Origin of the sequence: Streptomyces sp. NBC_00400, assembly GCF_036048035.1 — a bacterium.
Taxonomy (GTDB): Bacteria; Actinomycetota; Actinomycetes; order Streptomycetales; family Streptomycetaceae; genus Streptomyces.
In genome coordinates this window covers 1,869,578-1,881,338 of the sequence record NZ_CP107940.1, presented here as the reverse complement: position 1 = coordinate 1,881,338, position 11,761 = coordinate 1,869,578, and the positions used below count along the sequence as shown (strand labels likewise).

The window sequence follows — 11,761 nt, the reverse complement described above, 5'->3', positions numbered from 1 at the left end:
CGGCGGAGCGGAGCCCGGTCCGGCACCGGTCTCAGTACCGTCCGTAACGGTGCGGGAAGTAGTCCTCCAGTTTCCCCTCCCGCTCGATGTCGAAGGTGGCGCAGTGCAGTCCGCCGCCGAACGGGCCCACCGCACGGAACGGCACCGGCACGATCTCGAAGCCGTGTCCGGACAGCTGGTCGGCCAGTGCCACTTCCTTCTCCTCGATGCACAGGGTGTTCCGGTCGAGGTTGAGCATGTTGCCCGCCAGCCACGGACTGCAGTACGACAGCTTCGGCGGGTGGTCCCAACTGGCCGGCTGCACCGCCTCGATGATCTCCCAGTCGTTGCGCCGGAAGAACTCCATCAGTTCGGCGTCGGCGAGCCGCTCGCCGCAGTGCAGCACCAGCCCGGGGCGCAACGGCACCCACGTGGCGTCGATGTGCAGCGGATGGGTGTTGGTGGAGGTCACCGCATGCACCCGGTGGTCGGGGAAGTGGCGGGTGAGCCACTGGTACCCGCTGCGGTTGGTGACGAACGACAGCTGGACGAAGAGGTCCTTGCCGAAGCGCGCGATGTCGGCCGCGTCGAACAGCGGCTCCTCCTCGGTCAGGACGAGGTCGTAGTCGCGCACCCGGGCCAGCTGCTCCTCGGTGCTGAGGGTGGGGTAGGTATCCCAGAAGCCCGGCTTGTAGGAGGCGTCGGTGAGCCGGGGCTTGGGGGCCGCCTCCCAGCGCATGTGCGGGTCGGCCTGGAAGATCCGTTGCAACAGGGGCCGGTAGCAGAGGTATTCGAACCAGCGGCTGCGGTACGACATGGTGGCTTCGAGGATCTCGTTGCCGACGGTCAGCAGGAGATCGCGTGGTGGCATGCAGCCGGACATGGTCTCCTGCGCCCAGTCCGGTGTGGAGACCCGCCGGCTGAAGTCGACGGGGCCGGGCCGGTCGACGCGGATGCCGCGGCGGCGCAGCATCTCGGCAAAGTTGTCCAGCTGCTCGTTGGCCTCGGCGGTCATGTCGGCCGGCATCGGGCCGTAGGTGCCCAGCGGGAAGCCGTCATCGGGGAAGTCCCGCCGGATCGCGGGCTCGGGTGCCTGGACGACTGCGTTGTCGGCGCGTCCGACGACGACGTGCCGCAGGGGGTCCCAGCCGTTCCAGGAGTTGACCTTCACAGGCCGGGGGGCCGGATCTGCGGCCGTCGTGCCGTACTCAGTCACGTGCAAACCCTTCGATAGGGGACGTGGGAGACACCCGAGCAAAGCTGAGGCAGTGGGGGTGGCAGCGTCAAGAGCCGATCACCGGGACAGCGTGTTGTTTGCGTCAAACCGGCCGTGGCTTTGTGGTGGCGAAATCAAGATCGGAATACGGTTCGGCCTGCCGTGCGCCGTTCCCGGGCTCCCTCGCCGGCCATTTCCGGGCGCCGGCATTTCTGGCCGGAAAGGAGCTTCCAGGTGATCAGCGGGATGCCCGGGGTAGATACAGCCGGTTCCGACAACCTGGCGGAGGAGATCATGGATGAGTGCCTCTCCCGTTTCGCGGCGGGCCTGGGAGCAATTGCCGTGCTGGGCGCGCTGGCCGGTTGCGGCGGCGGCAAGCCGGTTGCCGCCTCGGACCGGACAGGGGAGCTCACGGTCTGGTTGACCGTGGACGCTCAGGAGAACTGGCCGGATCTGGTGTCCGAGGTCAACGAGCGCTTCCGGAAGACCTATCCGAAGATGAAGGTTGCCGTGCAGTACCAGCAGTGGACCACCAAGAACCAGAAGATCGACGCCGCACTGGCCGGTCAACATGCTCCGGACGTCGTCGAAATGGGCAACAGCGAGACCACGAATTACATTGTCAATGGTGCCTTCGCACCCCTCGATCCGTCCGCGTTCGACCATTCCGGGGAGTGGTTGCCGGCGCTCCGCGACGCCTGCCGCAATGACGGAAAGACCTACTGCGTGCCGTATTACGCGGGTGCCCGGGTGGGTATCTACCGCACCGATCTCTTCAAGAAAGCGGGCGTGACCCGGGCCCCGCGCAGCCATACGGAATTGCGCCGGGATCTCGACAAGCTCAAGCTGAAGTTCGGTGCCGCCGACAAGAACTTCTCCGCCTTCTACATGCCGGGCCGCTACTGGTACGCGGCGATGGCATTCGTCAAGGATGCCGGCGGCGAGATCGCCGTACGCAAGGATGGCCGCTGGCACGGCGCGCTTTCCTCCGCCCCGTCCGTCGCCGGGCTCACCGCCTGGAAGGGGCTCCTCGACGCCTACTACACCGGCGACCGCTCCAAGGACAACGGCGACGAGCCGGCCGTCGTCGGCCAGGGCAAGGTCGGCATGTTCTACGGCAACACCTGGGAGGCCAAGGCCGCGACCGACAGCAGGTCGGGCGGCGACCCGGCGCTGCGCGGCAAGTTCGCCACCTTTGCGTTCCCCGGCCCGTCCGGCAAACTGCTGCCGCCTTTCCTGGGCGGCTCCACCCTGGCCGTTCCCGCCAAGTCCAGCAACCAGGACCTGGCCCGGGACTGGATCCGGCTGTTCACCGACCGCACCTCGCAGCGCCGGCTGATCGCCGCCGACACCCTGCCCAACAACACCGTCCAGCTCCGCGAGGTGGCCGCCGGCGGCGTCAACGGTCCGGCCGCGCGCGCCGCCGGACGCGGCTGGGTCACCCCGCAGGCCCCCGGCTGGGGAGCCGTCGAGAAGTCCAACGTCCTCCAGGAGATGCTGCAGGACATCGCGACGGGGAAGCAGTCGGTGCCGGCGGCCGCACGGGCCGCGGACCGCCGTATCGACGACGTGATCAACGAGAACTGACGACCGTGGAGACCGCGGAACTGTCGGATCCGCCCCGCCTGCCCCGCCCGTCGGGTACACGGCGCCGGCGCCGCGCGCCCCGGCCTCCCCGCCCGCGGCGGACCGCCGGGCCGCGGGTGCTGCCCTACCTGCTGATCGCGCCGACCGTGCTCGCTCTCGCCGTGGTCCTCGGCTACCCGCTCGTCGACCTGGTGCTGCTCTCGTTCCAGGACGTGACGCGCCGCGAACTGTTCTCCGGAGCCGCACCGCCCTGGGCCGGGCTCGCCCACTACCGCTCGATCCTCTCCGACGGCTTCTTCTGGAGCGTCGTCGGGCGCACCGCCCTGTTCACCGTGGCCTGCGTCGCGGCGACGATGGTGCCGGCGCTGCTGGTGGCACTGCTGATGCGGCGGGTCGCGCCCTGGGTGCGGACGGTCATGTCCGGCGTCCTGGTCGCCGTCTGGGCCATGCCGATCATGGTGGCCGCGTCCATCTTCCGCTGGCTGTCGGACGCGGACTACGGCGTCGTCAACTGGCTCCTGAGCCTGCTGCCGGGACTCGACTTCACCAAGCACAACTGGTTCGAGAACCCCTGGCAGGGCTTCGCTGTGATCACCGGCGTGGTGGTCTGGGGCGCCGTCCCCTTCGCTGCCCTGTCCCTTTTGGCTGCGCTCAGCCAGGTCCCCGCCGAACTGGAGGAGGCGGCTCGGGTCGACGGCGCCCGCGGCTTCCAGCTGTTCCGGCACGTCACCTTCCCCGTGATCAAACCGTCGGTCGTCCTGGTCACCTCGCTCTGCGCCATCTGGGATTTCGGAGTGTTCAACCAGATCTGGCTGATGCGCGGCGGCCAGCCCGAGAAGGAGTACTACCTGCTCGGCGTCTATTCGTTCATCGAGTCCTTCGCCGTCAACCGCTACAGCGCCGGCGCGGCCATCGCCGTCCTCACCGTCCTGATGCTGCTCGGCGGCGCGGTCGTCTACGTCCGCCAGATCATCCACCTGGGAGACGCCGAGTGAACACAGCCCCCGGCACCGGGGACCCGGGCGGCCGGCGCCGGCGCCCGCACGGCCGTCGTCGCGCAGTGGCGAACGCCGTGGGACTCCTCTTCAGTGCCCTGATGGCCTTCCCGCTCTACTGGATGCTGCTCACCGCGTTCCGCCCGGCAACGGAGATTTACGCCGACCCACCGCGCTTCTGGCCCGACCACCTGACACTCGAACACTTCCGCCGCGCCCTCGGCACCCCGACCTTCTGGTCCAACGTCCGCTCCAGTGTGCTCATCGGCGCCGGGACCGTGCTGGTCTCCCTGCTGATCGGGACCCTCGCCGCGTTCGCCCTCGCCCGCTTCTCGTTCGCCGGTCGCAGAGCCCTCGTCCTGGTCATCCTCGGCGTCCAGATGATCCCGCTGGCCGGACTGATCATTCCGGTGTACCTCCTGCTGAGCGATGCCGGACTGACCGACAGCCTGCCCGGCGTGATCCTCACCTACCTCGTCTTCATGCTGCCGTTCACGGTCTGGCTGCTGCGCGGCTTCATCGTGGCCATCCCGGTCGAATTGGAGGAGGCCGCGATGACCGACGGCTGCACCCGGCTCGGCGCCTTCCGCCGGGTCGTCCTGCCGCTGCTCGCCCCCGGACTGGTGGCCACCTCCATCTACGCCCTGGTCCAGGCGTGGAACGAGTACGTCCTCGCCTACGTGCTGCTGTCCAGCAACGACAAACAGACCCTCAGCATCTGGCTGCTGTCCTTTCAGACCAGCTTCGGCACCGACTACGGCGGCCTGATGGCCGGTGCCACGCTCACCGCGCTCCCGGTCGCGGTCTTCTTCGCCCTCGTCCAGCGGCGGATCGGCTCGGGCCTGGCCACCGGCGCGGTCAAAGGGTGAGCCGGAAGAGGGCCGGACCGGCACCGCGCTGCCGGTCCGGCCGTCACCGACGGCCGCGGCCACCGGATCAGCCGATCCGGACCCTTCGTCCACGCGTTTCACCGGCGGACCAACCGTTCCGCCGATGACCGAACCCACTGCACTCGACCCGCAGGAGAACACGTGACGTTCGACCGCCTCGACCTGGTGTCCAAGCTCTACCAGCCGTCAGGCTGGCCGCGGATCGTCGAAGCGGCCACCGGAGCCCGCTCCAGCGGCCCGCTGGTCGTCGACCTGGACCCGACGACCTTCTGCGATCTGGCCTGCCCGGAATGCATCAGCGGAAAGCTGCTCAACCAAGGACGTTTCACCCCGGAACGGCTGGCCGAACTCGCCCGGGAAATCGTCGAGATGGAGGTACGGGGGGTGGTCCTCATAGGTGGCGGGGAACCGCTCGCCCACCGGGGAACCCGTCAGGTGCTGCGGGTCCTCGGTGAGGCCGGCATCGCGATCGGCGTGGTCACCAACGGCACTCTGATCCCACAGAACCTGGCAGAACTGGCCGCCTATGCCTCCTGGGTGCGGGTCTCCGTCGACGCCGGGACCAGCGAGACGTACCGCCGGTTCCGCCCCGACCGCAAGGGACGCAGCGTCTTCGACAAGGTCATCGGCAATATGCGGCTGCTGGCACAGGCCAAGCGGGGCGCCCTGGGCTACTCGTTCCTCGTCATGACCCGGCGGGAGCCCGACGGCAGCGTCGTCAGCAACCACCATGAAGTCCTGCGGGCCGCCGAACTCGCCCGGGACATCGGCTGCGACTACTTCGAGACCAAGGCGATGTTCGACGACGGGCACCATGTCATACAGGTCGCGGACAAGATCCTCGCCTCCGTGGAGGACCAGCTCGCCCAGGCCGCCACCTGGGCGGGCGACGGCTTCGAGATCGTCAACTCCTCAACCCTGACGTCCCTGAGGAACCGGGTCGGGCCCGTGCAGGAGAAGCAGTACCACCGGTGCCGGGTCGCCGAGCTGCGCACTTTGGTGACCCCGTCCGGGGTGTACGTCTGTGCGTACCACCGGGGCAACGCCGGGGCCCGGATCGGGGACGCGGTGACCGACAGTCTCGCCGAGATCTGGCGCACCTCGGACCGCGGCATCGTGGACCCGAGCCGGGACTGCCGCTTCCACTGCGCCCGCCACCGCTCCAACCTCGAACTCGACAGGATCGGGGACGGAACGGTGGCGGGAGGGGTCACCGCACCGGAGCCGGGGACGGATTACGACCCGTTCCTCTAGGGCCGGAGGCGGAGACGGGGCCCTCAGGCCGGCGTCGCGGCGAGCTCCGGGGCGAGGCCCGCCGCCGCCCGGGCCGGGATCACCCGCGCCCCAGGGTGCACCGGGCCGAGCGCCCGCCGAAGGAGCGCCACCACCTCCGCCTGATCGGAGGCGGGGCAGATCCCGGCCAACGCCCCGCCGCCGCCGGCCCCGCTCAGCTTGAGCGGCAGGCCGGCGGAGCGCAGGGCCACTGACCGCAGCTCCTCCAGCAGCGGTGTGGACATTCCCTGGAGGTCCCGCATCGCGGTGTGCGCCTCGCTCATCGCCGCACCGACGCCGGCCAGATCGCGCCGGTACACGGCCTCCCACACCGCCACCGACGCGGCATCGCACCGCTCCTGGTACGCCGCGAGCCGGGCATCACCGGCCGCCAGCTGGGCACGTACCGCGCGGATGTGGTCACTGGTGTCCTTCCGGGTGCCCGAGTCGAGCACCACCACCGCCCAGTCGTCCGGGAAGTCCACCCGGCCTCGGATGTCCGGCAGGCCGGTGGTCCGCCCGTCGAGCAGCAGCAGGCCGCCCGCGATGACCGCGAGGTGATCCATCCCGCCGCCGTGGAAGACGGCGAACTCGAACTCGTACGCCCACTGGGCCAGCGTCCGGGCGGAGACCGGTGACACCCCGCTCCCGCCGCCCATCTGCGCCGCCGCGTCGGCAAATGCCCGGAACAACGCCACGATCAGCGCCGTGGACGACGAGAGACCGCTCGCCGAGGGCGCAGCGCTGCGCACCGTCACCGCCGGCGGCCGCGGGCCCAGCCCGGACAGCCGCCGGCGCAGAAACGCCCACACCTGGTCCGCCCAGGTCCCGCCACCGCCACTGTCCGGGGCCGCGCCGGCGGACGGCCGGGCACCCGGCGTCCGCACCGTTACCGACGTCGTCAGGTCCAGCGCCAGGCTGACCGACCTGCCGCCCAGCCAGTCCAGGTCCTCCCCGGACAGGCACGCCCGGCACGGCACCACCGCGTGCCCCGCCGCGCGACCGGTGGAGGCACCCGTCGCAGACGACGCTCCTGCCGCCTCTCCTGCTTCCGCCGCAGTCGCCGGTCCCCTCATGGGTCTGTTCACCGGTCCGTTCATCGGGCCTGGAACCTTCCGGTCGAGCCGAACTCCCGGAACATCTCCAGGACCACCGCGGTGGGCGGATGCAGCGGCCGCGGCGGGTCCGCGAGCGCCCGGAACTGTGCCCGGGTCACCTCGTCCCGGCCCAGGCACAGCTCCCCGGACCAGCGCCGGGCCACGAAGCACAGCGCGAAACAATGGGTGATGTCCCCGTTGGGGTAGGTCAGGGTGTGCACCTCGGGATCGGACAGCGAGCCGAACGCCTCCAGATCCTCCCGGTCCACCCGCAGCCCGGTCTCCTCCGCCAGCTCCCGTACGGCGGTACCGGCGAAGTCACTGCCCTCCTCGCACGCCCCGGCCGGCAGTTCCCACACGCCGGTGTCGGCGCGCTGTTGGAACAGGCCCCGGCCGGGCCCCTCCAGCAGCAGGACCTGCGCGCCCGGTACGAGCAGCGGGCGGCTGCCCACCTTCTGCCTCAGGTTCCAGAGATACGAGCCGACATAACTCACCTGACCGTCACCTTTCGTGATGCCTTGTCCGTTTCCCCGGGGCAGGCTGTCATGCGGCGGGCTCGGCAGTCAGCCACCCCGGCACCGCGTGCGGGGTCGCGGACAGCCAGCGCACATACCGCTCCACGCCTGTCCGGACGTCGATCTGCGGCTTCCAGCCCAGCAGTTCACGGGAGAGGCCGGTCGCGGCGTAGCCCCCCAGGGGGTCTCCCTCCGGCATGGGGGTGGTGATGAACCGGGCCCGCGAAAATTGACGGGCTATGAGTTCGCCGACCTCGCGGACCGACGTCGGCACCCCCGTTCCGACGTTGACGGTCGCCCCGGCCATGTGCTGCTCCACCAGGGCGAGCGCCGTGGCCGCGGCCACGTCCTCGACATGGACGAGGTCACGCACCTGGACCCCGCCCCCGTTGAGCCGCATCGGGCGGCCCAGCCGGGCCTGCATGGACAGCCAGGCCACCATCCAGGAATGGCTGCCGGGCTTGGGGATCTGCGGATCGCCGTAGACGGAGAAGTACCGCAGCACCGCGTACTCCGGGGTGTCCGGACCCTCCAGCAGCAGCCGGGTCTGATGCTCCGCCCAGAGCTTGGAGTTGGCGTACACGGACACCGGCAGCAGGCGCTGGTCCTCACGAAACTCCTGCGGCCCGCAGATCGACGGATCGCCGTTCCCGTACACCGCAGCCGACGACACCAGTACCAGCCGCCGTACCCCGGAGGCCGCGGTCTCCTCCAGCACCACCTGTGTGCCCTGGACGTTCGCCCGGAAGGCGATATCGGGCCGCCGTGTGCACGCGGCCACATCGGCATATGCGGCGGCGTGCACCACATAATCGGCGCCGGACAGCACCCCGCGTACCGCTGCGCGGTCGCAGATATCGCCGACCACCAACTTCACCCCGAGATCCTCGACCCCGAACAATGCCGTGTGCGCCGCTTCCGGATACGCATCCAGCCGGTCCAGCACCGTCACCTCGGCGTCCGCACGGCGTAACAGCCCGACCAGTCGGCTGCCCACCAGCCCCGCGCCACCGGTCACCACCACCCGGGCACCCCGCAGTCTGTCCAGCCGCGACTCCACCGAATTCCGACGGACGCCGTGCGCCGGATTTCCGGAGACGGCACGCCCGATGCCGCTCGCATATTCGTCGGTGCCGGCACCGACGTCTATTTTCGCCCTCCCGGACATGACACCCTCTCCTCGCACATGAGGAACATGAGATGGCCCGATATGGACCAGCGGTCAGCATGTCGGTCCTCAAATGCCTCTGCCAGAGCGCCATTTCGGCAGCCTTGCGTGTCGCGCGCGGACCGCCGTACTGTCCGGATTCACATGTGCCGGATAGGCCTGGTACAGCGAATGAGGTCGGCCGGCCGAGGGCCCCAGAAGCGCAGAACCGGAGGAATTGATGACGCCATATCGGTTGAGCGGTGCCGTGATGACCCATCCGAAACGCCGCCCGGCGGCTGAACGGCTGGCGCGGTCCGCTCCGCCGGGCGCCCTACGGGTCGTCATGGACCCCGATCCAGCGGGCCGGCCGTCCGTATTGCGGACGGCGCTGTGTGCCTGGGAGGCGATCGAGGACGGCGCCACCCACCACCTCGTCGTGCAGGACGACATGATCCTCTCCGAGACGTTCTTCGCACGGGTCCGGGCGGCGATTGCGGAGATGCCGGACGCCGCCCTCGCGCTCTTCGCGCTCTGGGACTCGCGCAATGGCGCCGCGGTGCGTTTTGGAGCCATGGCCGGTGCGCGCTGGGTCGGCGCTGTCAACGAGTATTTTCCCTGCGTGGCCATTGTTCTGCCCCGACACGTCGCCAGCGGATTCGTGACTTTCGGCCGACGCCATCTTGACAGCTGGCCGGATGACATCCTGATGAACCGCTACTTAAGAGCACACGGAATCCCGTCGTACGTCTCGGTGCCCAGCCTCGCCGAACACGAGGATCACGGCAGCATCTCCGGCAATGCATTCCGCGGACCGCGTCGTTCGGTGTGCTTTCTTCCCAAGGACACTCCCGGGCGCGAAAACACCCGACTGACCGGTCTGCGGGTTCTCCCCTTCTTCAAACACGGCGTGGCGCAATGCGCGGTACGTGCCGAAGAGCCCGCCCACGGGAACGGCACGGCCGCACACCGTGGTTCCGGCCCGGGGCACTGGCTCCACCTCGACTGCGAGCAATATCTGGAAGGCTCCGGCATTCGTGCGGAAAGACTGCAACCGGACATCGTGCGAATGACCGAAGCCGCCACCACCGAGGTGGCCAGGGGAACCTGGCTGACGGCGTTCACGATGGGACTCGTGCAACGCAGGGCCGGGCTCCGCTGCGACCCCACGGACGGCGGTACGACGACCGGCCCCGGCCCGCACCCTGACCCGGACCCCGAGCCGGACCCCGCCGTGCTCGCCGAAGCACTGGCCACCGTGGGCCCCGGCGGAATCAGCTACGCGCAGCCGGAGGAGCGGATCGCGGAGCTCCGGGACGAGCTGGCCCGGATCACCCTGGCCGGCGTCGAGGCGGGCCGCGAGGAGGCCGAACGGATGCGCCGCAGCCGGAGCGGCCGGGGTGGAGCCTGCGAACCCCGCCGCACCACCCACACCGGAGCCCGCGGAACCGAAGCCCGCAGGGTCGGGGTGCTGGGAGCCGGAACGCCGCTCGGGGCACACCTCGTACGCGGACTGACGGACGCCGGACACCAGGTCACCCCGTTGGCCCGGCGGCCGGCGGGCCCGCCGGCCGCCGGCGCGCTGCTGGACCTGACGGCGCTGACGGCTCCAACGGCCACGGCCGCAGAAGCCACGAAGCCCACCCCGGCCGCCGATGCCACTTCCGCCCATCGCACCCTCACCCTCGAACTGCCGGACCACCCCGGCGGGTTCACCTTGCGGCTGGGTGACCTGTACGGGCCCGGCTGCCCGCACCACGCACGGATCGGCCGCCTCGTCTGGGACGCACTGCGCAGCTACCCGCTGACCATCGAGGACCCAGCCGAGGCGCTGCGCCCGTTGCACACGAGCGACCTCGTCGCCGGCCTCTCCTCGGTGCTCCGCACGCCGCCACCGGAGCGGGCCGTCAGCCTGGCGGACGCCCCGGTCACCGCCGCCGAACTGGCCGAGGCCATCCGCACCGCCGTCCGCCCGGTACCCCTCGCACCCGCCCCGCGGCCGCCGCGCCCGGCGGCGGAGGAAGCCGCCTGGCCCCCGCCCCCGCCCGGCTGGAAGCCCACGACGGGACTCACCTACGGGCTGCACACGTACGCGCAGTGGCTTGCCTACGAGGGCATTCATCTCGTCCTGGAGGTATGAGCGCGGGGCCTACGGCCCTCCCCGGACCCGCGCCACACCTCAGGCGGCGGCGGGACCGGTTCCGCGTCGTACCGGCTCTGCTCCGGTGGCCGGCCTGAAGACTGCGTCGCCCGGCGGAAGCCGTCGGCCCGTCGGCCCGTCAGCCCATGGAGAGCCGGGCTGGAATGTCCTGACGCGGACGGTGCCCGCTCCCCAGCGGCGCGGATTCACCCCAGATGCCCTGAAGGGCGTGGGAAATACGCCCTTCAGGGCGCTCGCCAGTGCGAACCAAGATGGTGGGAACGGTCTGTCGCCTACAGCCAGTCCCGCCGCTTGAAGACGAAGTACAAACTGGTGCACACGATCGCCATCAGGACGATGGCGAAGGGGTACCCGAACACCCAGTGCAACTCCGGCATGTGGTCGAAGTTCATGCCGTAGATGGTCCCCACCAGCGTCGGCGCGAAGAGGATCGCCGCCCACGACGAGATCTTTTTGAAGACCGCTACCGAACTTCCCTGACCTGTGGGTATGCGCTCAGTGGCGTCTGACCTGCGGAGATCCATCGGTCCCCAGCGGAAGAGACACGATCGCGCGTCGCGGCGGCACGCGCTGCGGCCCAGACGCAGTCAGCACGATTCCCGCCTTGTTCTGCGTACACCGTGCTCTTACTGCGGCCTGCCTGGCACTGTCGAGCTCTGCTGCCTGCTGCCGGTGCGCCGACAGGGCCGACTCGGTGGGTGGCGGAGGGGGTAGGGCGAGCAACAGGGAACACGCCGGTGACGACCAGGGGGAATCTCGGTGGGGGTGTGTGCGTGCCGGACGACCACCATTTCGCGGAGCGGCACGACCTGCTTGCTGGTGATCGGCCCCTTGAGGGTTACAGGCTCGCCAAAGCGAGCGCCCAGTTCGTTCCAGATGCGGTCGTCCGGCCATCGCTCGAT

Annotated in this window: 9 protein-coding genes and 1 pseudogene; 5 read left to right on the top strand and 5 right to left on the bottom strand. The window is 69.9% G+C overall.

Translation table 11 applies throughout. From position 1 onward, the window contains the following. Positions 1–31: 31 nt before the first annotated feature. Positions 32–1,195 (bottom strand): serine/threonine protein kinase, encoded by a 1,164-nt coding sequence (locus tag OHS81_RS08235; protein WP_328383874.1) that lies wholly within the window; start codon positions 1,193–1,195, stop codon positions 32–34. Positions 1,196–1,429: 234 nt separating this feature from the next. Here OHS81_RS08235 and OHS81_RS08230 point away from each other — a divergent pair, with 234 nt between their 5' ends. The 4 genes from OHS81_RS08230 to OHS81_RS08215 all read left to right on the top strand — a co-directional run bounded on the left by OHS81_RS08230 (position 1,430) and on the right by OHS81_RS08215 (position 5,921). After that, the gene (locus OHS81_RS08230; RefSeq protein ID WP_328383872.1) at positions 1,430–2,782 is read left to right on the top strand and encodes an extracellular solute-binding protein; all 1,353 of its coding nucleotides are present in this window, start codon (positions 1,430–1,432) and stop codon (positions 2,780–2,782) included. Continuing rightward, positions 2,779–3,777, top strand: coding sequence for a carbohydrate ABC transporter permease (locus OHS81_RS08225; protein ID WP_443058836.1), 999 nt, complete (start codon positions 2,779–2,781; stop codon positions 3,775–3,777). Before OHS81_RS08230 ends, OHS81_RS08225 begins: the two co-directional genes overlap by 4 nt. Then, the gene (locus tag OHS81_RS08220) at positions 3,774–4,646 is read left to right on the top strand and encodes a carbohydrate ABC transporter permease (RefSeq protein ID WP_328383870.1); all 873 of its coding nucleotides are present in this window, start codon (positions 3,774–3,776) and stop codon (positions 4,644–4,646) included. The genes OHS81_RS08225 and OHS81_RS08220 overlap by 4 nt, the downstream gene beginning before the upstream one ends. 162 nt (positions 4,647–4,808) lie before the next feature. Next, on the top strand, positions 4,809–5,921 hold the full coding sequence (locus OHS81_RS08215; RefSeq protein WP_328383867.1) for a radical SAM protein: 1,113 nt from the start codon (positions 4,809–4,811) through the stop codon (positions 5,919–5,921). 23 nt (positions 5,922–5,944) lie between these two features. On the opposite strand, the gene OHS81_RS08210 is transcribed toward OHS81_RS08215, so the two are convergent. The 3 genes from OHS81_RS08210 to OHS81_RS08200 are packed head-to-tail and all read right to left on the bottom strand — an operon-like array spanning position 5,945 to position 8,719. After that, positions 5,945–7,027, bottom strand: a complete 1,083-nt coding sequence (locus OHS81_RS08210) for a mevalonate kinase family protein (RefSeq protein ID WP_328383865.1) — start codon at positions 7,025–7,027, stop codon at positions 5,945–5,947. 8 nt (positions 7,028–7,035) lie between these two features. Next, positions 7,036–7,530, bottom strand: coding sequence for an NUDIX domain-containing protein (locus OHS81_RS08205; RefSeq protein ID WP_328383863.1), 495 nt, complete (start codon positions 7,528–7,530; stop codon positions 7,036–7,038). Positions 7,531–7,579: 49 nt separating this feature from the next. Further along, positions 7,580–8,719: an NAD-dependent epimerase/dehydratase family protein gene (locus OHS81_RS08200; RefSeq protein WP_328383861.1), complete on the bottom strand. Its 1,140-nt coding sequence runs from the start codon at positions 8,717–8,719 to the stop codon at positions 7,580–7,582. A gap of 250 nt (positions 8,720–8,969) precedes the next feature. Between OHS81_RS08200 and OHS81_RS08195 the strand changes: the two genes are divergently transcribed. Next, positions 8,970–10,838 (top strand): hypothetical protein, encoded by a 1,869-nt coding sequence (locus tag OHS81_RS08195; RefSeq protein ID WP_328383859.1) that lies wholly within the window; start codon positions 8,970–8,972, stop codon positions 10,836–10,838. A 293-nt stretch (positions 10,839–11,131) separates the two neighbouring features. Here OHS81_RS08195 and OHS81_RS08190 read toward each other — a convergent pair. Beyond that, positions 11,132–11,314: pseudogene (locus OHS81_RS08190) on the bottom strand (CorA family divalent cation transporter); the annotation flags it as partial. Positions 11,315–11,761 lie beyond the last annotated feature (447 nt).

Excerpts from the sequence above, each read along its gene's own strand:
- OHS81_RS08200 (WP_328383861.1), bottom strand. The coding sequence starts at position 8,719 with ATGTCCGGGAGGGCGAAAATAGACGTCGGTGCCGGCACCGACGAATAT.
- OHS81_RS08195 (WP_328383859.1), top strand. The coding sequence starts at position 8,970 with ATGACCCATCCGAAACGCCGCCCGGCGGCTGAACGGCTGGCGCGGTCC.